The organism is uncultured Allobaculum sp. (assembly GCF_948576815.1).
GTDB classification, from domain to species: Bacteria; Bacillota_I; Bacilli_A; order Erysipelotrichales; family Erysipelotrichaceae; genus Allobaculum; species Allobaculum fili.
This window is the reverse complement of sequence record NZ_CAPAEZ010000046.1, coordinates 1-20,701: the sequence shown is the minus strand read 5'-3', so window position 1 is coordinate 20,701 and position 20,701 is coordinate 1. Positions and strand designations below refer to the sequence as shown.

18 protein-coding genes are annotated in these 20,701 nt (G+C 50.0%); 3 read left to right on the top strand and 15 right to left on the bottom strand.

Annotation, left to right across the window (positions count from 1 at the left end):
* Positions 1 to 194 precede the first annotated feature (194 nt).
* From Q2J39_RS07365 to Q2J39_RS07305, 13 genes are all read right to left on the bottom strand, one after another.
* On the bottom strand, positions 195 to 668 hold the full coding sequence (locus Q2J39_RS07365) for a zinc ribbon domain-containing protein (protein WP_230266774.1): 474 nt from the start codon (positions 666 to 668) through the stop codon (positions 195 to 197).
* Positions 669 to 705: 37 nt separating this feature from the next.
* Positions 706 to 1,017: a hypothetical protein gene (locus Q2J39_RS07360; RefSeq protein WP_288339804.1), complete on the bottom strand. Its 312-nt coding sequence runs from the start codon at positions 1,015 to 1,017 to the stop codon at positions 706 to 708.
* A complete protein-coding gene (locus Q2J39_RS07355) occupies positions 1,004 to 1,957 on the bottom strand; it encodes an FHA domain-containing protein (protein ID WP_288339806.1) in 954 nt (317 codons plus the stop codon). Before Q2J39_RS07355 ends, Q2J39_RS07360 begins: the two co-directional genes overlap by 14 nt.
* Positions 1,958 to 2,158: 201 nt before the next feature.
* Positions 2,159 to 2,446, bottom strand: coding sequence for a hypothetical protein (locus Q2J39_RS07350; protein ID WP_230266777.1), 288 nt, complete (start codon positions 2,444 to 2,446; stop codon positions 2,159 to 2,161).
* On the bottom strand, positions 2,430 to 2,756 hold the full coding sequence (locus tag Q2J39_RS07345; protein ID WP_230266778.1) for a hypothetical protein: 327 nt from the start codon (positions 2,754 to 2,756) through the stop codon (positions 2,430 to 2,432). The genes Q2J39_RS07350 and Q2J39_RS07345 overlap by 17 nt, the downstream gene beginning before the upstream one ends.
* 60 nt (positions 2,757 to 2,816) lie before the next feature.
* A complete protein-coding gene (locus tag Q2J39_RS07340; RefSeq protein ID WP_230266779.1) occupies positions 2,817 to 3,137 on the bottom strand; it encodes a hypothetical protein in 321 nt (106 codons plus the stop codon).
* A 26-nt stretch (positions 3,138 to 3,163) separates the two neighbouring features.
* Positions 3,164 to 3,289 carry a hypothetical protein gene (locus Q2J39_RS07335; RefSeq protein WP_288820685.1) on the bottom strand — a complete coding sequence of 42 codons (126 nt, stop codon included), beginning with the start codon at positions 3,287 to 3,289 and terminating at the stop codon, positions 3,164 to 3,166.
* Between the two features lie 56 nt (positions 3,290 to 3,345).
* The gene (locus Q2J39_RS07330) at positions 3,346 to 3,597 is read right to left on the bottom strand and encodes a hypothetical protein (RefSeq protein WP_230266781.1); all 252 of its coding nucleotides are present in this window, start codon (positions 3,595 to 3,597) and stop codon (positions 3,346 to 3,348) included.
* Positions 3,598 to 3,826: 229 nt separating this feature from the next.
* On the bottom strand, positions 3,827 to 7,177 hold the full coding sequence (locus tag Q2J39_RS07325; protein ID WP_288339810.1) for an FtsK/SpoIIIE domain-containing protein: 3,351 nt from the start codon (positions 7,175 to 7,177) through the stop codon (positions 3,827 to 3,829).
* Entirely contained in the window at positions 7,116 to 8,549 is a 1,434-nt protein-coding gene (locus Q2J39_RS07320) for an FHA domain-containing protein (protein WP_288339811.1), read from the bottom strand. The genes Q2J39_RS07325 and Q2J39_RS07320 overlap by 62 nt, the downstream gene beginning before the upstream one ends.
* A gap of 186 nt (positions 8,550 to 8,735) precedes the next feature.
* On the bottom strand, positions 8,736 to 8,888 hold the full coding sequence (locus tag Q2J39_RS07315) for a hypothetical protein (RefSeq protein WP_230266783.1): 153 nt from the start codon (positions 8,886 to 8,888) through the stop codon (positions 8,736 to 8,738).
* On the bottom strand, positions 8,885 to 10,852 hold the full coding sequence (locus Q2J39_RS07310) for a serine/threonine-protein kinase (protein ID WP_300968135.1): 1,968 nt from the start codon (positions 10,850 to 10,852) through the stop codon (positions 8,885 to 8,887). Before Q2J39_RS07310 ends, Q2J39_RS07315 begins: the two co-directional genes overlap by 4 nt.
* 192 nt (positions 10,853 to 11,044) lie before the next feature.
* Positions 11,045 to 13,087: a tetratricopeptide repeat protein gene (locus Q2J39_RS07305; RefSeq protein WP_288339816.1), complete on the bottom strand. Its 2,043-nt coding sequence runs from the start codon at positions 13,085 to 13,087 to the stop codon at positions 11,045 to 11,047.
* 698 nt (positions 13,088 to 13,785) lie between these two features.
* Here Q2J39_RS07305 and Q2J39_RS07300 point away from each other — a divergent pair.
* Both Q2J39_RS07300 and Q2J39_RS07295 read left to right on the top strand, forming a co-directional pair.
* On the top strand, positions 13,786 to 14,523 hold the full coding sequence (locus tag Q2J39_RS07300; protein ID WP_230266786.1) for a YbjN domain-containing protein: 738 nt from the start codon (positions 13,786 to 13,788) through the stop codon (positions 14,521 to 14,523).
* 234 nt (positions 14,524 to 14,757) lie between these two features.
* A complete protein-coding gene (locus Q2J39_RS07295; protein WP_230266787.1) occupies positions 14,758 to 15,120 on the top strand; it encodes a helix-turn-helix domain-containing protein in 363 nt (120 codons plus the stop codon).
* Positions 15,121 to 15,342: 222 nt separating this feature from the next.
* On the opposite strand, the gene Q2J39_RS07290 is transcribed toward Q2J39_RS07295, so the two are convergent.
* Together Q2J39_RS07290 and Q2J39_RS07285 are read right to left on the bottom strand one after the other, a co-directional pair.
* On the bottom strand, positions 15,343 to 16,092 hold the full coding sequence (locus Q2J39_RS07290) for an NAD-dependent protein deacylase (RefSeq protein ID WP_230266788.1): 750 nt from the start codon (positions 16,090 to 16,092) through the stop codon (positions 15,343 to 15,345).
* Positions 16,093 to 16,179: 87 nt separating this feature from the next.
* On the bottom strand, positions 16,180 to 18,753 hold the full coding sequence (locus Q2J39_RS07285; protein WP_230266789.1) for an ATP-dependent Clp protease ATP-binding subunit: 2,574 nt from the start codon (positions 18,751 to 18,753) through the stop codon (positions 16,180 to 16,182).
* Between the two features lie 490 nt (positions 18,754 to 19,243).
* Between Q2J39_RS07285 and Q2J39_RS07280 the strand changes: the two genes are divergently transcribed.
* Positions 19,244 to 20,392 carry a leucine-rich repeat domain-containing protein gene (locus Q2J39_RS07280; RefSeq protein ID WP_288339820.1) on the top strand — a complete coding sequence of 383 codons (1,149 nt, stop codon included), beginning with the start codon at positions 19,244 to 19,246 and terminating at the stop codon, positions 20,390 to 20,392.
* The last annotated feature ends 309 nt before the right edge of the window (positions 20,393 to 20,701 follow it).

Here is a 20,701-nt window from a genome sequence, read left to right as displayed (position 1 = left end):
TAGCGTATCTAATATTCAGTCTCGCGTATACCCGTCGATTGTTTGACACTTACAGATCCTCTGACAAAGTCCATTCCTTTTCCCTCGATTTTTCTGGTCCGTATTCATCGCCGTTTCTTATGACCAGAAAAAAAAGAAGAGCTGTCCCCTTACGTACAGTATCTCTTCTTTTTCTGTCCGATTTGCGAAACCCGTTATTCTTCGCAGGACTCTCCGCAGTTGCCGCAGAAACGGGCATCCAGCGGAAGTTTGGTGCCACAGAACGGGCAGTATTTAAACGTCATCGGCTGCTCGAACGGGTCTGAACGGTTTGAATCGCCGTTTCCGGTTTTGTTTCTGGAATCCAAATCTTCACACGGGCTGAGACTTTCGAGTCCATCTAAACTGTCCAGACTCTCAAGATTATCGAGACTGTCCAGATCGATTGAGCGAAGCTGGTCAAATATGCCGCCGGTCGAAGCGGCAGGTTCCGGTTTTGGCAGATCCATCGTCTCAGTATGACGATCCCGCAGTTTGAGCTGTTCTTTAAGATGCGTAATCTGATCAAAATAAAGAATCAGTTCTGGCGTCGGTTCTTCGAAACGATTTTCATAAAACGCTTTGCCCAGTTCCCGGTACGCCGCATCGAGGGCTTCCAGAGACGATTCCCCTTGATCGGCTTTTGGCATTCGAATAAAAACTGTTTTATTATTTCCGCTCATAGTCTTACCCCAGTACAATCGCAAATTCGCGCTGCTTCAAATAGATCGCCGTATCCCGCCCAAGGTAATATCGACGATGTTTCCCCAGCGGCTGCCCGCTTTCTAAAAAGACAGCCCGGTTTTCAAACGGCTCAATTCCATACATGCCCAGATCACAATCGTAAAAAATGCCGACAGACTCCTTTTCGCTCTGTTCCAGAACGACTTCCGGCTCTTCCTCCATCTCCACGAACACTTCTTCCAGATGGTGCAGCAGAACCGCTTCTCCCTTATGGAATGAGTCTGTGCCGATCAATACGCCTTCAAATCGGTTCATGACGCAAATCCTCCTTGCTTTGTTCAAGCTGGAACAGCTGATTGGAGCCAAGGCGAAGAATCTGTCCGTCTCGGATTTCCGATTTCTGCGTGACGGGCTGATAATTGACAAACGTCTTGGAAGAAGAATTGAGATCTTCCACCATAACGCGATTCTCTTCCAGCGTCAGCCGGGCATGCCGCTCAGAGAGTGTCGTATCAAAATCGATGACAAAGTCGCTTTGCCTTCCGCATCCGATCAGCAGCTCTTTTTGCAGGCGAATCTGAATGCCCGTATTCATATGACGCAAAAACCAGTTTGACCGGGAACGCACGATCGGTTCGGGCTCTGGGATGGAATCGGAATTTTTTACCATACCATCGTCAGAACTTTTCGGTATTTCAGCGAGCACTTCGACAGCTTCGGCAGTTTCGGCGGCTTCCTCTGGGGCTGGATCGGTTCTGAAGTCCAGCAAGTCATCCAGATCTCGCATAGCCGTATCTTCCGCCTTTTTTTCCTCGACTTCCTGATAATTTTGTTCCTGCTGAGTTTCGACAGGATCCGCTTTATCCTGCACGATGGTTTCTGCTGGACGTTCCGGTATGATTTCTGGAGCCTTCTTGCTCAAAAGGTCCGTCTCCACTTTGGAATCTGAGGAAAATTCCCGGAACATCTGATCAAAGATGTCTTTTTTGGATGACGTGGTTTCGTTTTTTGCGGATTCGAAAGCTGGAAAACCGGCAGGCTTTTCTTCCGGAAAAACGAACGGTTCGGGTTCGGTCTGGGAATGGATGTTTGAGAAATCGCCGCCGCAGATTTCCTTTTCTTCGCTGTCTACGGCTTTATGTCGAATGGGATCGCTGGCTGTTCTGGGAACCACGATCGGAATCAGCCCGCTAATACGGGCGGAAACCGGCGGGATATCCAGTGACGAAACAGAAATCCACTTTGCTTTTTTCATGTGTCCTTCCTTATGGCTTATCGTGGTCTGCCTTTCCTTTTTTCGGATTCCAAAGAAGGGGGCAGATATACGAAACGTGGCTCGCTGTCGAACCACGTTTCGTCAGGTGCGATCCAGTCGGGCTGTACCCGGCGGATCGCTGAAACAAATTATGGATGCCGTTTTTTCGTCCTGGCTCGACGTCATTTTGAAAAAACGGTTTTATTTCATTTGTCGCTGAAGATCCAGAGCGCTTTCTTCACATCGTTTCAGACTCTCTTCCAGATCCTGAAGGGTACGGGTCATTGCCGATTCGTAGTCTTCGAGGAGCTGCTGGAGCTTCTGATTTTCCTGTATCAGCGTTTCGCACGGATGGGCAGCCGCGTGGAGTTCAGGTGACTGTCTCAGATTTGCGATGATGGAAAGAAGAAGGTTTCTCTCCTGCAGAAGAGTCTCTCTGGAGCGATGGAGCTGTCGTGCCGAGGTTCGAATTTTATCCGAAGATCGCATTCGCCTCATCTTCCAGCGCCTTCAGATCATCCGTGATGGTGCTCTGTGTCTGGGTCATGGAATTGAGATAGTTTTCAATCTGGGTTCTGGCAGCAATGGTTTTCGTGATTACCGTCTGCACATTATGCAGATGGGTATCCAGGTTTCGGACCGCGTCGTTTCCCACGTTGCCAATTACGCCGTTCTGCATATTTTCTTTAACTTTCTGCAGGTCTTTCTGATATCCCTGCATCTTATCCAGTTCGGCTCCAAGTTTGTCGAGAGTCTGTCGATATTTTTCTTCCGAGACTTTAAGTTTCAGTTTTTCCATAGTCTTTCTTTTAATGTGTTATCTTTCTATTTTCTGATTGACTTAGATGTACAGTTTCGATTACTTGCCTTTTCCGATGCCGGCAGAGCGGAGGGAATCCGTTGCATTTTTCTCCGCGCCGACCAGGGATTCTCCAGCGCGGATAAAGCCCTTCGCCAGATCCCAGATGACCTGTACACAGGCATCCACCAGATCTACAAACTCATTGCCGACTTCTTTAAGGTGATCCGAGAATGTACCTTCGCTTTCCTCGTACAGCTCTCCAATCAGTGCGTCTACCGCTTTGCTGCTTTCCTGGATAACAGTTCCAATGTTTTGAAGATCTTCGGCAGACATATCCATAACTTCTGTTGCGACTTCCAGTTCCCAATTTCCACTCATAGTTCTTTCCTCCTTGTTTCTTTGTTTTACTCACCATTTCGGATCAGCCATTCTTTCAGGCGCCGGATCTGCTCGAGCTGAGCCTGACGCGCGTGAATGTATTCCCGGGAAAATTCTCCCTCCGTTTCGCGCTGCCAGCTTTCCACGTCCATTTCTATACTGTGGATCAGCCTTTGAATCTGATCGAATAGTTCCTGTCGGTTCTGCATCAAAGTAAATATAGTACATCCCCCTGACCGATCGAATAATCTTTCAAATCGTTGCCGCTTTTTAATACGCGCTGCTGTTTTTGACTAAACAGAACTTCCTGTTCGGAGGCGTAATACTTTCCGCCGGCCAGATTTTCAACCGCCTGAGCGAGCAGCTGGGTCAGTTCCTTGCAGTCCATCGAATCCGGAACCATCAGGTTGTATGTTTTCTGAATGGAAGGAACGTATAAATCGATCAGTATTTTTTCCATAAACAGTTCCTTTCTTTGCAGCTCTATTTTCGCCGCCGTATCCATCCTGGCTTTCGTTCGTTCAGGGGACATTCCGTCCGAAAGAAGGCCTGCTCTGAACCGTCTTTCCTTTCCCGGAGTCCTTTATCTTTTCTGAATCAGATCACTTTTCACTTTCCCGATCACCATCTCTTTTCCAATCCCTTTCTCTTTCCTGACCCGTATCTCGTGCAAAATGCACGCAGCCGGTCTAGCTGAGAACCGGCCGTTCATCCTCATCTTCCTGTGCGGTTTTCCTTAAATCGCCAAGCGGAAGGAAAATGGTTTCGACCTGATCGTTTTCCCAGATCAGCCCGTTATTGAGATTTTGCGTTTTGGATGGACGGACAATTCTGGAATATTCGCGCGGCAAAGTCACCAGATCCTGCCGGTCAAAGCATCCGCCAAATAACAGGGTCAGTTTCCCTTTGAAATGTGACTTCATCATAGCGTCGAAGCGTTCCGGGTCATTGGCAAGGGTGAATCTTCGAAGTTCTTCTACTTCCTCGAGGGTCAGATTCCCTTCGTCCAGCTTTGATTTTTCTGTCTCGTGCAGTTTTCGGCTGGCCAGAGAAATGCGTTCCTTGTCCTGAGGATGCCAGCCGAATACAAAATAAATATTGAAACCGGCTGTGTTGTTAATGATCCCGCTTAAAGGTCCGGCAGATCCGGCACTGAGATTCAGGATCAGATCCCCGTAATCGTCCACGAGAATAAACAGAGGCTCTGTTCTTCTTCGCATCTCTTTGCGGACGATTTTCAGGCTGGCGGCTTTTTTCCAGTCTTCGATGCCTTTTTCCTTCTGGATTTCCAGGCGGATCGTTTTGCGCTCCTTTGCGATTTTCGCAAGCTGATTGACGAACGTGTTCACCGTCTGAGCGGTCAGTTTTGTCCACTCGATTCCTTCTCGATGCGTTTTGGGAAGCTCAGAAGCACTCAGTCGAATCACAGAGCCCCCGCTCTTTTTGACGGCGGTCTGAATGGCGCCCATGACGTAGTTCACAGCGTCTGGATTTCCAAAGTAGACAGGCAGGGTGCTCAGCTGCTGAAACGGCAGCGCAATCGGGCGCAGCCGGCTGCGGATAATTCCAAGCGGAATGCGTTCTGGTTTGAACGGCGCGATGAACTCCTCATACGTCTGTTCCGGATCGATCTGCGTCAGATGATCGGGCTCGGCTGCGTCTTTCCAGATCGTATTCGCGGTTTCAATTTGCGAAAGGATCTGACCGTAGCGTTCGGCGTCATCGAGCTGAGGGTCGAGCGCGGCTGCCTGGAACTCTAAAACCCGCTTGTCCTTTCGGATGTAGCCGCGTCCGGGAAGCGGATCGGGAAAGGCCTTCGGCCGGATATCCAGCAGATCCTGATACAGATACATATCGGTCAGCCGTAAGGGCAAAGACGTCTGAATGACGCTCTGCTGTCTGGCGGTCACATTGCGCACGTCCGCGACGAGAAGCATGAACTGAATGCCGAAAGCCGGTCCGTCCCTCAGCAGCCGAAGAAGCTGATCGAGCGCCTGACGGCCCTGTCCCCTGTCGGGGAAATCGTCAAATCCGTCAATGATAAAAAACGTCAGCGGAAGGCGCTGCACTCGGCGCATGGACGCAAAGCTCGTCCGGTTATACTGCGCAAACAGTTTTTTGCGTTTTTCGAGCAGATCGTACGCAAACTGAATGAGCAGGCAGAGTTCCTCTTCGGAAGGTCGGCTCATGCACATGCCGACATGTTTCAGTTGGGAAAACATGCCCAGTGACTTTCCCGTCAGGTCGGCAATATAAAACTGCAGATCTTCCGGTGAATTTCTATCGATTGAAGTGAGAAGAATGGTTTCCGCCAGCCAGGTTTTTCCAGTTCCCGGCTCGCCGGCAATTAAAATGTTTCCCGCATTGGCCAGATCCAGCGTATAGGGCAGCTGTTCCTGATTTTCCGGATCATCCGTCAGACCGATCGTTACCGAATAGGAATCTTCCGGCTGCTTCAGAGAGCTCAGGCTGATCTGCGGATTGAGCGGGTCGAGCCATAAGGAAGGCACTTCGATTCCCTTCTGTCTGGCCAGATCGGACAAATAGGTCACTAAGGAAACGAGCTGCGAGCGGCCTTTTTGCCGTCTGGTCTGAATCGGCTTGGTTTTAAAATACGGTTCGCCATTGGGATCGAGAAAAAGGATTTCCTTGTTTTCCGAAGACTGCGCTTCATCGGACGGCTTATACTCGGCGCCGGTCCACGCGGACTGACCCATCGCAAAGTACTCGTCGTATCCCACCAGCATGTAAAAGCGGCCGGTTTCCTTGATTTCGGCCGCATAAGGCCGGTTGATCATGTCATTGGAGTCGCTGCGGTCCTGAACTTTCAGGCTGACGCGGAATTTGGTGTTGCTTTTGATCTGACCCGTGACGACACCCGCCGGTTTCTGGGTTGCCAGAATGAGGTGGACGCCAAGGCTTCGGCCGATACGTGCAGTAGAAACGAGCTGATCGAGAAATTCCGGATGCTGGTCATTCAGCTCCGCAAACTCATCGGAAATAATGAGCAGATGGGAAACCGGTTCGCTCACAACGCCGCGGCGGTAAAGCTGCTGGTAGCCGTAAATGTCCATCGTTCCTTCGTTGGCAATGGATTTGGCTTCATTGAATATTTTCTGGCGGCGCTTGAGTTCACTCTCGATCGATGCCAGAGCCCGGTTCATCGTGCTTTCGTCCAGGTTGGTAATCGTACCCGCAACATGCGGCAGCTTGATTCCGCGCTGCGGATCCACAAACGCGCCCGTAAGACCTCCGCCCTTGAAGTCGATCAGAATAAACGAGACTTCGTACGGATGATAGTTAACGGCCAGCGACAGAACGTAGGAAATGATGAACTCACTTTTACCCGACCCGGTCATACCGGCGATCAGGCCATGCGGGCCATGCTTTTTTTCATGAATATCCAGCTCAAACAAAGACCCGTCGGGATGGACACCGACTGGTGCAGCCAGCGTTTTCATCGGGTTGGAATCTTTCCAGCGCTGTTCAATATCGAGATGTTCAATACGGCCGGCTTTGTACATTTCCAGAAAGGTCAGCATCGCCGGCAGTTCTTCTTCCTTTTTCTCTTTGGGACGGCGGATATTGGAAATTTCGCTGAACGCCTTCATCAGAGCGTTTCTGGAAATCGAAGCGTCCAGACAGAACAGATCCGGCTTTTCCTGATGTTCCAGCTGCAAAATATGAATGCCTCCCTCTTCGAGAGAAAAGACTTTCGTACACTCCTTAGGCAGGATGGTCGAAAAGCTGAAAATGCTGAAGCCAAGGTTGTGTCCGGCCGTGACTGCTGTCCAGAGCGATTTTGCGGATTCAAGCAGTTCCTGCGAAAAGGAGAAGACCAGATAGTACGGCGGGTTTTCCAGAACCTGTTCGCGGCGGCCTTCCTTTTTCTGCGCTTCTTCCACTCGTTCACTCAGACGCTTGGATGCTTCGGCTGCATCGGCTTCGCTGGTAATAATCCAGCGAAACTCCTGCCGGTCATCCCAGATGTGGGGCAGAAATTTTAAAAACGGATTTTCCTCCAGCATATCGCGGTCCATGACCAGAATGATTTTCAGCTCTTCCGACGCATGCAAGTAGCAGATCTGAAACAGGAGCCGGTAAAACAAGGAGAGCTTTCTCTGCAGGCTGCCGCGCACGCCGCAAATGTAATCCTCGATAAAATCGACTGTGATCGGCGCATCCGTCAAGGCGTAATCCTGTTCGACGAGCCCGTACATTTTGTCGGGATGGATACTGAATTTCACTTTTGAGCGGAACTTTTCCTTTGCCGATGCGCAGACGCAGAAAGTCCTGATGAACCGGTCTTCTTTCCCACAGCCGTCTACGGCTGGGCAGAAAGCGGAACAGATCGTCTTCCGACGGATTGTTTTCGTTGAGGTCCTGCAGTTCCATCGCCTGAACCGTTTCAATCTGATTCTGGATTTCACTGAGATATTCGTTGTAGCGAACATACCGGCGGTTTTCGTATTCTTTTCGTTCTTTCTCGGTAAACTTCGAAGTCAGCATGGGAAACATGACCGAACTGATCAGAGACGTGAAGTTTCCATTGAGCGCACTCATTCCGGAAAACACAGCCGGGCCGCCAAGGCGCAGCAGCAGAGGAATCTTGTTGGCGCTCATGGAAAGGGGCGGCAGGTCGACGGTAATTTTGACGGGATCAAAATGAAACTCACGTTCGCGCGGCTTGCGAAAAAACGGGATGCTTTCCCTTGGTTTGGGAAGAGAAGACCATTCCTTTAACTGAATGGGGTCCGTCAGAGGCGTCAGGGAGCGCACGACCGTATGTTCGGTCAGGCTCTGGATCGATAAAAAGCCTAATCCGACGACAATCAGACAGCCTGGAAATTCCAGACGGTCGCCGGCCTGAAGCGAACGCAGCGAAACAAATTCGCCGTTTACGCGCGTTCCAAACGAACTGTGCTCATCGCGCAGATGCATGCCCTCCGAGGAAAGATCGATCGTCGCATGCAGACGGGAGACGAGCGGATTATCGATTTGAATGTCGTTTTCTGACATTCGGCCGATGTGAATCTGACCGGTGCGCGGCAGGAGAAAGTTTTTCATCAAAACGGTATCTTCCGCATCCTCGATCAGCAGAACCTGCAGCCGAATCGAACCGAATTCAATTTCAAAGGCTTCCAGATTCTGAAGATCCAGACTCGTCTGCGGCTGCGTCTGATCCCATTCTTTCAGCCGCCCGTTTCCAAAAATGGAAATTCTCTGCTCCTTTTCGTTGCGTTCAAACCAGAGGTTGATGAAGCTGTATCGATCCGAAAGCCAGATGCGACTTCGTCCGATGGGGTACTGGGACAGAGATTTGACCGTGATCAGCTGCCCTTCATGAATGAAGTACAGATTTCTGGAGCATTCTGGTACCTGTTTTAAAGAGAGTCCCTGTTCTCGACCCATACAATCACTTCCTAACTAAATCTTCCCGATTTTTCCCTGTCCTGTCCTGCCTGCCTCGGCTTCTGCACAGAAAAACACGTCGGTACGTCGACGCCATCCGGCAAAACCGTCTTTATGGCCTGCCGAGCTTAGCGTTAAGCGCAGGTTCACCCTGAGACGGCTGGCGCATGAGGCTGGCGGAACTGGTCAGCTTTTCGCCCGGTATTCTTCGTGAATCGCCTGAAGAATCTGCTGTTCTTTTTTCTCTTTGACATTGTTCAGATAAATCAGAACGGCCAGACAGATCACAACGCCGACAATGGCAATTCCCAGGCAGATGATTCCGATGGTTTTGTTCATTCGAGCCATCCTCCGTTTTCTACTTCTTCATGCTGGGTTTCGAGCAGATCCATCTCGGTATCTCCAGTCGAGCTGTCGTACTGCGCGAAAGCCTGCTGATAATACTGATCAAAGGTGTGGAACTCCCGGGCCGTAACCGGCGCCGCCAGCTGTCGCTCGAGTTCCAGGAACGCGCGGCGTTTCGCATTGTTGTAATGACCGGGCTGTACTTCTTCCATGCGGGCAATGTTTTTTTCCACTTCATCAAAGCGGCCGAGTTTCTGGTTTACTACGGCCAGATTGTTCAGATCCTGATACGAGGCATAGTTCTGATTCACAATTTCCTGAAGAAGATCCGCCTCCTTCTGGAGATACTTCTTGTCTGGCGAATTTGAAGCCAGGCGCGAATAGACGTGAACCAGCCGCTGACGCATTCTTAATCCATACGCCTCGGGCAGTTTTTCGATCGCTTCTTCTAAAAGGCCGGCTGCTTTTTCATACTCGCCGACTTCCATTTTCCAGTCCGGAAGGCGGCAGTAAATCTGATACTGCATAGCCGGATCGGCTGTCTCCATTTTCAGCGCTTCAAGCTGTTCGATCGCCTGCGCGGTATTGCCCATCGCATGCTGGATCTCGCTCTGGGCAAGGACCAGATCGCCAGACGTCAGTCCGCCAGCCTGTGCCTGTTCCAGAACGGTATTCGCCTGATCGAAGTTTCCAAGATACGCCAGCGTGATGGCGTAATCGCGCGCCAGTGCGGCGTCGTCTTCCTGTAATTCGTAGGCTGAAGCGTAATTTTGCGCAGCCGGTTCATACTCGCCAAGCGCAAACTGCGACTCAGCCAGGTTTTTCAGCGCCTGCGCGAGATAGTTCGAATTTTTGGTAATGTCATCCATCTGCAAAACGGTATCCGCCAGATACTGTTCATTTTCCGCATATTTTCCCTGCGCGATCAGCATGTCCGAGCGCAGCAGGTCCGCATAGCCTTTGGAGGAGCTGACTTCCTTGGCTTTCTGATACGTTTCCTGCGCCTGGGCATACTGTCCGTTTCGAATCTGTTCGGTCATGGCCGTCGTGAGATGGTCATACTGATCTTTTCCATCCTGCACGATCAGGTAGACCGAGAACGCGCCGAGCGCGATAAAGAACACCAGCCCGGCAGTACAGAGGGTTTTCAGCGTTTTGACGGTCTTTCGCCATTTGCGAATGCGGCTGCTGGATTCTTCCATCACCGACAGATCTTCCTTCATCTGCTCCGCGGATTCGTAGCGATCTTCCGGCTTTTGCGCGAGCGCCTTTTTCAGAATTTCCATAAACTCTTCTGAAGTTTTCGCGGCCAGCCCGTCCCATTGCGGATCTTCCGGGGTATAAATTTTTCCCATAGCCGCGTGATAGAGGGTGACTCCCAGCGAGTAAATGTCGCTGCGCGGGCTGAGCGCGCGAAAGCCGGGCATGGATCCGTGTGCCTGGAACTGTTCAAACACCCGTTTCTGTTCGGGAGAGCAGTAGTCTGGCGTTCCGCCGATGCCTTCCGCGCTGTTTCCTTCCATCGACGCGTTCAGATCAATAAGAACCGCGTCTCCATTTTTTCGAATCATGATGTTGGCCGGCTTTACGTCCAGATGAAGAATCGGCTTTTCCTGACGATGGAGTTCGCTTAAGGCAGAGGCAATATCCATCCCCATCTGCCGCAGCTGCAGCAGTCCAAAGTTTTCGCCGCTTTCCAGAATCTTTTCGAGCGAGCGCCCGTCAATAAATTCCATGACGGTGAAAAACTTCCCGTCGACTTCGAGGTAATCGTAGACGGCCGGCAAATACCGGCTTTTCAGTTTTTTCAGCAGGTTGGCTTCCATGCGGTTGGCTTCCTCATCGATCGAGGGGTTAAGAATCTGCTTTAAAACGACATACCGCCTCAGGTTGATCTGATAGGCCAGAATCACCAGGCCGCCTGTTCCGCTCCCGATTCTTCCTTTGATCTGATACATTTTCGAAAGCTCCGCTGATGTCATAGTCTTCCCTGCTTCCCTTTTTCTCTCTGTCTGCAAGGATAGACGCCTGCGCGCGTATGGTTTTGCCTGTTCGCTTCCAATGGAAAGGAACGGGCTGCGTACACGCAGACTTCTGTCCTCGTTTTCTGCTTTAGCTTTTATTCCCTGCTTAAGCGTTTACTGGCCGGCTTAAGCTTTTTTCTTTTTCACACCGTCAGCAGCTTCCGCTGGAGCCTGTGTAGGCTCGTCTTCTTTTTTCTGGTCCTGCGATTTTTCTTCCTTTGCTTTCGGTTCTGCGCTGTCTTTTTCATCCGGAGTCTGCGTTTTTTCTTCCGCTTCTGAAATGGTATTAACCCCAGCGTTTTCATTCTGGTCAAAGCGGACCAGTTTCCATTTCCCGTTGATTTTTACCGGCGCAACGCTGCGAATCATCCAGCCGCCGTCTTCAAACTCTCCGGCGTATTCGACTTTCAGACTGCCGTCCAGCATTTCAAATCCTTTTTTGGAATACGTTCCGATTCCATGCAGACCGGGTCTGGAAACGTCCAGGATTCCCTCTTTGGATTTCTTTCCGTCTGCGGAAATGATCGTGAACGTCCGATCTGTGTTCAGCGCAAAGAAGGGGCCCAGAGCATAGTTTTCCGTATTCACTATGCTCATGGCGGGAACTTCGCGTTCGATCAGTGCAAAACAGGGAATCTGTTTTGCATCGTATGGACCGTAGGCTTTCCGGTTTACCGGATTGTAAATATAGAAGACATCCTCTTTCGCTTTGTCCTTTGCAGCGGGTGCCTTCTCATCGGAAGCGGCCTTTTTCTCGACGCGAACCAGAATCGGTGCGGCAGGCTGCTGGATGGCCGCTTTCTCATTTACAGTTTTTTCATTCGCAGAGGTTTCGCCGGACGCCTTTTTTGTATCGTCTGCTCCCGCATTCGGATCCGCTTTTCCATCCTGAGCGGCATCGGCAGCAGATGGATCGGAATCGGACGCGTCGTTGTTCTCCTTAGCAATCGGTGCTTCCTGGGAAGCAATTTTTTCCGAAGTGTTTCCGACTACGATAAGTTCGAGCTTTTCGTTGAGCGCGTAATGCGTCGTCTTTTCTGCAGCCGTTTTTTCATTCTTGTCGGCTGCAGCCGGCTTTTCTTCCTTCTTCGCGGAAGAGGGCTTTTCCTCTTTCTTGACGGGCACGGCTTTTGCTTCATGCAGATCTTTTGTAATTTCGTACTGTTTGCCCTGATCGTCCGCGCGCAGTGAAACAGACTGGATGCTTTCCGGAATTTTCGCCTGCGAATTTTTCAGCAGAATCTCGCAGCTGAGCTTTCGATCCGTACGGGTAACTTTTCCCTGCGGGGTCACAAAGCCGTAAACGCCGTCGGCGGCGATCAGCCAGCCCTGTTCGCCAATTTCAATCGGGGTAAAATCGAGCGGACCTAAATCCGCAACTTCCGTCCATCCCGGATCGGTTTTTCCGTCTTCTTCCGGTCTGGTTACATTGGCGAGCTGCGTATCAAACTCTTCCTGCTCACTGTCCGGCAGACTGGCATGCGCATCCGCAACGACCTGCTGGGCTTCAATCACATCTCCGCTTTCGATCAGGACCTGATAAAGAAGCAGGTAGGCGTCGGATCGGGCGGGATTGATTTCAATTGCGGAATTCAGAAGACGGACAGCGGTCGCCACATCCGCCTGTTCAAGGGAATCCATCGCCTCATTCATATGCTTGCTGTACTGAATCGTATCGGCAGCCGCATTCATGACTTCTTCGATCGGTACGGCCTGACCCGCTTCGGCCATCTCGTTCACGTTTTGGGTAAACGTATCGTTTTCCTGCTGATCCAGAACGGTCTGCGCTTCTTCTACGAGCCCGACGAGCTGTTCTTCGTCGCCCTGATTCGAATACAGAGAATAGAGCTGTTCGTACGTATCGGATCGTTTCGGATCAATTTTCTTGGCTTCCAGAAGCGCTTCTTCCGCTTTGTCGTAATCCTGAGTTTCCATATATTTTTCTGCAGCCGCAATCGCTGCTTCATAGGAGTTTCCAGAATTCATCGACCGGCCCATCCAGCTGCCAAGGCCTACCCCGGCAGCGACGACTGCAGCCGTGCATCCAATTAAGATTCCTTTTTTGGCGCCTTTGGAAAGGCCGCCTTTCTTTTCGGGAGCCGGTGCTCCGCAGTTCATGCAGAACTTCATGCCGTCTGGAATTTCTGCTTTGCATTTTGGACATTTCATATGGGTTCTTCCTGCCTTTTCTTCTCTTTTCACTACCGTAGAAACCGCCGTTTCCCGGTCTGCCTTCAAGCCTTGCGAAGGTTCGCCAGGAAATGCGTGCTTTATCTTTAACCGTTCTTTGTGCCGGTTGATTTGTTAGGACACTCCGAGCCTTTCCTCCGCTGTGATGTATAGGAAAGGCTCGAATTCGATCTAGATATAATCGTAATTAAAATTTACTGCCTTTCTTCGTTTCCCAAAAAGAAGGGGTGATTCTGTCGGCTTTCGAACTGGTTTTTGCCCAATCTGCGCAGTTTTTGTGTCGTAAGTTTTCCATTCTCTCGCATGCCCTGGATCATCCGCTCGCGTTCCGACCGTCCGATTGGCCGATCCGGGTGTAATTCTTTCTTCGGTTTCTCTGGCTCTCACAGCGCCGGCCTTTTTTCGGAACAGAATTTCCGGTTTGGTCCTGCAAAAAAGAGCGCCTTCCAAAAGCGCCCGGATCCTCTCCAAAGAAAGGGTTCGTCTTTGAAGATCTCTTCTGTTTGAGCTCAGAGCAGAATTTTTACCCCTCCAAAATTCAGTTTTCTCGTACTTCTATACTGAAAACCAGATACAGGTTCGGTTCCCCCGATCGCTTCTCTTTATCGCTGAGAAGCGAAGGAATCGAATTCGCGTTCCGTTCCTGGTTTCTCAGGGAAAAAAGGAGGAAATACATTATGCATTACGACTATGCAGAAGAAACCCATAAATGGGTTCTGGATGCGTTTGAAGAAATCGGCATCCACAAATTCGACGACACGAACGACGGCCTGATCCGCTTCTCCATGCTTGTGCCGAAGTCCAAATTCAGAGCCTACGATTTCGCGATCCGGCTGTGCGATCATACCCTCACCATGTACATGATCGCTCCCTTCCGCGGGGATGACAGCGATCGCAAAATGATGACGAAACTGGCTGTTCTTCAGACGAATGCCAACTACGGGCTGCGCAACGGAAACTTCGAAATGGATTTGCGCGATGGAGAAATCCGCTACAAAACGTACATCAACCTGGAAAACAGTACCGTAAATCCAGACGTGCTCGATGACGCGATCCACATGTCCATCGCCGCCTTCGACGTCTATGGAAAGGATATGGCGAAGATCGTCTATGGATTCGGTCAGGAATCCGAAGACGAAGAATTGGATGACGAAAAAGACGAAACGGAATCCGTTTCCGTCCACAGCGATTCCCCGATCCGCCGGCTGCGCGCGAAAATCATCGAGGCGCTCGAGATGCAGCCGACAGAAAACTTCTTTGAACATCTTTATCAGCTCTTTGGCGGCGAATCCCCCGAAGGGGAAACCGCGGACCCGGAAACCGTCATCGATCTGGTTGCGGAAACACTCGATCTGCCCCCTACAAAGATTCTGGAAACGATCATGGACACGCTTCGCGAGTTCAGCGGGGAGTAAGAGGCCGGATCGGCTGAACCCATCCGCAAACCAGACGGATCCAGAAGGTATTTTTCTCGTCTGAGGCTTTCTGATCTGGTGACGCTCAAATACCACAAAACCATGCAAGGTACAGCTCAAAAAGCTGTACCTTGTCTGTTTTCGGATGTCCTGTCCGTCTGGATCTGTCTTTTGAGGAAAGATTTACAGAATATCTTGCTTTTTACGCTATACTTAAAGCAAGGAATTATACATATGACAATTGGTGACCGTCTTAAATACATTCGAATTCAGCGCAAGAAAACTCTTGAAGAAGTCGCGGCAGCCGTCGGCGTCAACCCGACTTCCATTTCCAAATACGAGACCAACCGCATCAAGAACATCCCCCAGAAAAAGCTCGAAGAGCTTGCCCGCTATTTTGACGTCTCCATTTATTACATTCTGGGACTGACCGATCCGGGAGACGCTTCCCCTCTGATTCTTTCGATTGATGAACAGATGCTCGTTGAAGACTATCGAAAGCTTTCCCATGAGGATCAGGTCACCGTGCAGATTCTGGTCAAGCGGCTGCTTGAAGTGGCGTCCGATCCGAAGGATTATGTGCAGCTGACGCTGTGACCTTTTCCTGCCAGATCCTGTTCTTTATCCAAAACAGACAGAAGAATCCGGATCCATCTGGATCCATAATTTCTAGCTTCGCAAATTTATAGCTTTACGCTTCGCGAAAAAAGCCGCAGTCCGACACATCGATCGTGTGTCCAACTGCGGCTTTCGTGTTTATCAGAGATTCAACAGGAACGAAGAAACCGGGCTGGAAACGGTCTTCCTTCCAGTTCTGTCCTATTCTTCGGCTTTGAGTTCCTTTACGGCTTCGCCGAGAACTTTGCCGATGGAATCGTGAATGACCAGATCCGCCTGATTGTCATACGGGGTGCTGTCCCGGTTGATCAGAACAAGGTAGCGGCCGCGGAAATACTGCAGAAGTCCGGCTGCCGGGTAAACCTGAAGGCTGGTACCGCCAACGATCATGCAGTCAGCCTGAGCGATAGCCGAAACCGCCTGGTTCAGAACGCTGCCGTCCAGGGATTCTTCATACAGAACGACATCCGGTTTAATGATGGCGCCGTCTTTCGGATCTCTTGGAATGCCGTCCTGATCGCGGTTTTTCATCGTTTCTTCGAGCGTGAAAAACGTATGGTCTTTCGTACAGTAGTTGCGCAGAACGGATCCGTGCAGTTCCAGCACGTTGAGCGATCCGGCTTTCTGATGCAGACCGTCAATGTTCTGGGTAATTACGGCTTTCAGCTTGCCCATCTTTTCCAGATCCGCCAGCGCGTAATGCGCGGCGTTTGGAACGGCGTCGAGATAAATCATTTCATTGAAGTAGAAATTGAAAAATTCCTTGGGGTGACGGACAAAAAACGAATGGGAAAGCATCGTTTCCGCTGGATAGGGATACTTGTTTTCCTTTTTCTCTCCATAGAGACCCGTCGGAGAACGGAAATCTGGAATATTGCTTTCGGTCGAAACGCCGGCTCCGCCAAAAAAGACAATATTGCTGGAATCGCGAAGAATATCTGTAAGCGTCATATGGCTTTACTCCTTTATTTTCCTGCCTGGGCAGCCGTCAGGTTGAAAAAAGACCGGAAGAAAATCTCTCCCGGTCTGATTATAAATCTAGTCTTCTTTTTTAATGATGCCGACGGTGAATTTTCCGTCTTTGATATCTACATAGATATCGGCGTCGTTCATGATGCCTTCTTCAATCATCTTACGGGCGATGTCCGTTTCGAGATAACGCTGAATGTAACGCTTCATTGGACGAGCACCAAAGACAGGGTCTACGCCGTTTTCGGCGATCTTGTCGTAGGCTTTGTCGCTGACATGCAGGCGAATATTTTTTTCAGCCAGACGATGTTCGAGTTCGCCGACGAACTTGTGCGCGATCTTGATGAAGGCTTTGTCATCGAGTGCGTTGAAGACCACGATGTCATCAATACGGTTGATGAATTCTGGACGGAAGTGCTTCTTAACTTCTTCCATGTATTTCTCATGGAGAATTTCCGGTTCCTTGGCATACTCAAACGCATACTGAGCGCCGAGGTTGGACGTCAGAATGATAATCGTATTCTTGAAGTCGACGGTAACCCCCTTGGAGTCGGTGATACGGCCGTCATCGAGGATCTGCAGCAGAACGTTGAAGACATCCGGATGGGCTTTTTCTACCTCATCAAAGAGGACGATCGAGTACGGATTACGACGAACGGCTTCGGTCAGCTGACCGCCTTCTTCGTGTCCAACGTATCCAGGAGGCGCTCCGATCAGACGGCTCACAGCGTGTTTCTCCATATATTCCGACATGTCGATTCGTACGATATGACGTTCATCATCGAACAGCTGCTGTGCCAGCGTCTTGGCGACTTCGGTTTTACCTACGCCGGTAGGACCGAGGAACAGGAAGGAACCGATCGGCCGGTTTTCATCCTGAATCTGCGCTTTGGAACGAAGGATGGCATCGACAACCAGATTGATCGCATGATCCTGGCCGACAACGCGTTTTTCCATTTCGTTCTGGAGATTGAGCAGTTTCTTGCGTTCGCTCTCAACCAGACGGCTGACTTCTACGCCGGTCCAGCGGGAAATAATCTTGGCGATCATTTCTTCGTTGACGGTTTCCTGAATCAGAGCATCTTCACCGGCTTCTTCTCCCTGACGGGCAGCAATGCGGGCTTCGAGCTCAGGAATTGTTGCGTAGCGCAGTTTGGCTGCATCTTCGTAGCGGGCTTCGTTCTGGGCAGTTTCCAGATCGAGCTTGGCTTTTTCAAGGGCCTGCTTGTCTTCTTTTGCGAGTTCAATTTCACGCTTTTCGTCTTCCCACTTGGAGTAGAGTTCATCACGCTTGGATTGCAGACGGCCCATTTCTTCTTCAATTTCTTTACGGCGTTCCGCGGCTTTCTTATCGTCTTCATCCATCAGAGACGTTTTCTCAATCTGGAGAAGCATGATCTTACGCTGCAGTTCGTCGAGTTCCTGCGGCATGGATTCCATTTCGACTTTCAGCGTCGCACAGGCTTCGTCGACCAGGTCGATGGCTTTATCCGGCAGGAAACGGTCGGTAATGTAACGATCGGAAAGCGCGGCGGCAGCAACGAGCGAATCGTCGTTGATGTGTACGCCATGGTAGGATTCAAAACGGTCTTTCAAACCGCGCAGAATGGAAATGGTATCTTCTACGTTTGGTTCCTTGACCTGAACCTGCTGGAAACGGCGTTCGAGAGCCGCATCCTTTTCGATGTATTTGCGGTATTCGTTAAAGGTGGTGGCACCAATCATGTGCAGTTCGCCGCGCGCCAGCATTGGCTTGAGCAGGTTGGCTGCATCCATGGAACCTTCGGTCTTGCCGGCGCCGACCAGGTTATGAATTTCATCAATAAACAGAATGATCTGACCCTGAGACTGTTTGACTTCATCCAGAATGGCTTTCAGTCGTTCCTCAAATTCGCCGCGGTATTTCGCGCCGGCGATCAGAGATCCCATATCCAGTTCGATCAGTTTCTTGTCTTTCAGAGATTCTGGAACATCATCCTTGAAAATACGCCATGCGAGTCCTTCAACAACAGCCGTTTTACCAACGCCTGGTTCACCAATCAGAACCGGGTTGTTTTTGGTTTTACGTGAAAGGATCTGCATCATCCGGCGGATCTCATCATCACGTCCAATGATTGGATCAATTTTGCCTTCGCGTACTTCAGCGACCAGGTCGCGTCCATATTTTTTCAGGGCTTCAAGGTTTTCTTCAGAATTCGGGGTATCCATTTTACGTCCTCCGCGGCGTTCCAGTTCAGCCTGGTAGCACTGCTGCTCGGTCAGGTTGAAAATTTGAACCAGCTTGCGGGAGATATACGACTTGTTGAACATCAGAGCAATCCAGAGCGTAGCCGTACTGAGGTAGGTCTCTTCGTGTTCCGCTGCCCATTTGGACGCGGTCTCGATGGACTTCTGAACTTCATTGCTCAGGTTGATGTTCGCGGAGCTGGATTTAACGATATTCTTTTCTTCTTCACGGATTACGGAAAGAGCAGTCTGCGGATTCACATTCAGCCGATCAAACAGGCCTTTGAGAGTACCGTCTTTGAACATCGCCTCGAGAACATCAATCGTATCCACGCTGGCATGAGATTTTGCTTTCGCATCATTCATGGCTTCAACCAGGATCTTCTGAAGATTCTCGGACATCTTATCAAATTCCATACTTTCCCTCCTTGTCTATCTAACATCCTCATTATAGGCGCAGGACTTCATTCCCATTTCGAGGATGCCTAAAACATTTATCACTCCGCAATGCAGACCGCCTAAGCCCGTCCTGTACACTGAAACGCTTCCTCTAGCTCGTCAGTTTCAGCATTGTGTACAGGCCTGGCATCGTTTAAAAGCACATTGACCGTATTTCTATTCGGGCAAAGCCTCATAACCTCTTCTTTTTAAAGACTACAGTGATCTTAGCGAGTTCTGCTCGATCCGATGGAAGCCCATTCCCCCAGAAGTAATGCCTTCAAGCCCGGTTTCTTTTTTTTCTGGACGTATTTGGCTTAGATAAACCGCTGACCAGAATTCAATTTTAGTCCCGGCTGCGAATGATTTCTTTTTGTTCAGACTGCGCTTTCCAGAGATGATCCTGCACGTCATTCGCTCTTCCATTAAAATTTAAATTCCATAATATTTCACAGTCTGGAGAATAGACATGCCCATTTCCGACAACAAAACAATCATTCGACTCGATTCCCAATTTTTCCCGGACGCTCAGTTTCGAAAAGCCGTCTGCAAGCAGTGCAAGCTGAAGGAAGGCGATGTTCTGAGTCTCGATATTCTTTCCCGGATCGAAAACCTCGACCTCTCCTCCCTTTTTATTGACAGTCTGGAAGGCATTGAACATTTCCGCTATCTCAAAAAGCTCGACGTCAGCCTCAATTTTTTGAAAGCGCTCGATATTTCCAGCCTCGTTTATCTGGAAAATCTCAACTGCGACGGCAATTACCTCACCGAGCTCACCCTCGGTTCACATGAACACCTGCGCAAGCTTTCCTGCCGGGAAAACCGGTTAACCTCTCTGAACTTAAGCGAAGTGCCGGCGCTCACGTCTTTATCGTGTCAGGAAAACCGCCTGCGCGGACTGGATCTGCGTGCCTGCCCCAACATTGAAAAAGTCCGCGTGTACGCCAATCCGCTGCGTCAGCTTTTCGTCGATGGATGCTCCCGTCTGCGCAAGCTCGACTGCCACTGCGGCCGTCTGCAGTCTCTCGTATTCAAAACCAGCCCCGCATTAAAAGAACTCTTCTGCTCCGAAAACCTTCTGACGGAACTCGATGTAAAAAGCTGTCTGAATCTGCAGGTTCTCGACTGCTCCAGCAACCTTCTTTCTTCTCTGGATCCAGGCAACCTCGAAAACCTTACCGAATTCAACTGTTCCGATAATCAGCTCAAGGAGCTGACCGTTTACCCATGGCAGGATCTCATCGATTTTGACTGCTCGAACAACCAGCTTCATGAACTGGAAATTGTTACCTTTGAAGAACTCGAAAAAATCGACTGCTCCAGCAACGATCTCGAAAAGCTGACCGTAAACGACTGTCCCTGGCTCATGTACCTCAAATGCCAGCACAATCATCTGAAGACGCTGAACATTCTCGACTGCCCGGATCTCGCCCATCTCAACTGCTCCGATAACCAGATTACGCAGCTGAACATTAACGACTGCATTTCTCTGGTCTGTCTCAACGCCTCCAGAAACGACCTTAAGGAAATTGATCTGCGGGAGTGCGAACAGCTTTCCCACGTCAACGCCGATCATAACGTCCGCGTTTACGCGAAGGACATTCCGTTAAACAGCTGAAGATCGTTTCATTCTTTCCATAAATCTATAAATCCGCTGCGGGGATCATTTATTCGATGATCCCCGTTTTTTCTCTGCTTCTGAAAAGGGCGGACTTTCTTCTTCTGCTCAGTTTTTCAACGATTTTGACGAAAGACGATATAAGAAAAGCGAGGAAACTTACTTAGAAGTTCCTCGCAGTTTTTTTATGAATTCTCGCTTTTTAGAGCGGGCTTCTATCTGGTTTTGCTTAATAATCGGATCAGCCGAGATTTTCTAAACTGTACCCCAGAAAGTGGACAATTTTTTTAGAGTCAACCTATTCCAAGG

Bases quoted from the DNA above. Each gene is read 5' to 3' on its own strand.
- Q2J39_RS07345 (WP_230266778.1), bottom strand. From the start codon at position 2,756: ATGGAAAAACTGAAACTTAAAGTCTCGGAAGAAAAATATCGACAGACT.
- Q2J39_RS07350 (WP_230266777.1), bottom strand. From the start codon at position 2,446: ATGCGATCTTCGGATAAAATTCGAACCTCGGCACGACAGCTCCATCGC.
- Q2J39_RS07305 (WP_288339816.1), bottom strand. From the start codon at position 13,087: ATGAAATGTCCAAAATGCAAAGCAGAAATTCCAGACGGCATGAAGTTC.
- Q2J39_RS07325 (WP_288339810.1), bottom strand. From the start codon at position 7,177: ATGGACCGCGATATGCTGGAGGAAAATCCGTTTTTAAAATTTCTGCCC.
- Q2J39_RS07355 (WP_288339806.1), bottom strand. From the start codon at position 1,957: ATGAAAAAAGCAAAGTGGATTTCTGTTTCGTCACTGGATATCCCGCCG.
- Q2J39_RS07280 (WP_288339820.1), top strand. From the start codon at position 19,244: ATGCCCATTTCCGACAACAAAACAATCATTCGACTCGATTCCCAATTT.
- Q2J39_RS07365 (WP_230266774.1), bottom strand. From the start codon at position 668: ATGCCAAAAGCCGATCAAGGGGAATCGTCTCTGGAAGCCCTCGATGCG.
- Q2J39_RS07360 (WP_288339804.1), bottom strand. From the start codon at position 1,017: ATGAACCGATTTGAAGGCGTATTGATCGGCACAGACTCATTCCATAAG.
- Q2J39_RS07290 (WP_230266788.1), bottom strand. From the start codon at position 16,092: ATGACGCTTACAGATATTCTTCGCGATTCCAGCAATATTGTCTTTTTT.
- Q2J39_RS07340 (WP_230266779.1), bottom strand. From the start codon at position 3,137: ATGAGTGGAAATTGGGAACTGGAAGTCGCAACAGAAGTTATGGATATG.
- Q2J39_RS07310 (WP_300968135.1), bottom strand. From the start codon at position 10,852: ATGTATCAGATCAAAGGAAGAATCGGGAGCGGAACAGGCGGCCTGGTG.
- Q2J39_RS07285 (WP_230266789.1), bottom strand. From the start codon at position 18,753: ATGGAATTTGATAAGATGTCCGAGAATCTTCAGAAGATCCTGGTTGAA.
- Q2J39_RS07315 (WP_230266783.1), bottom strand. From the start codon at position 8,888: ATGAACAAAACCATCGGAATCATCTGCCTGGGAATTGCCATTGTCGGC.
- Q2J39_RS07300 (WP_230266786.1), top strand. From the start codon at position 13,786: ATGCATTACGACTATGCAGAAGAAACCCATAAATGGGTTCTGGATGCG.
- Q2J39_RS07320 (WP_288339811.1), bottom strand. From the start codon at position 8,549: ATGGGTCGAGAACAGGGACTCTCTTTAAAACAGGTACCAGAATGCTCC.
- Q2J39_RS07330 (WP_230266781.1), bottom strand. From the start codon at position 3,597: ATGGAAAAAATACTGATCGATTTATACGTTCCTTCCATTCAGAAAACA.
- Q2J39_RS07335 (WP_288820685.1), bottom strand. From the start codon at position 3,289: ATGGACGTGGAAAGCTGGCAGCGCGAAACGGAGGGAGAATTTTCCCGG.
- Q2J39_RS07295 (WP_230266787.1), top strand. From the start codon at position 14,758: ATGACAATTGGTGACCGTCTTAAATACATTCGAATTCAGCGCAAGAAA.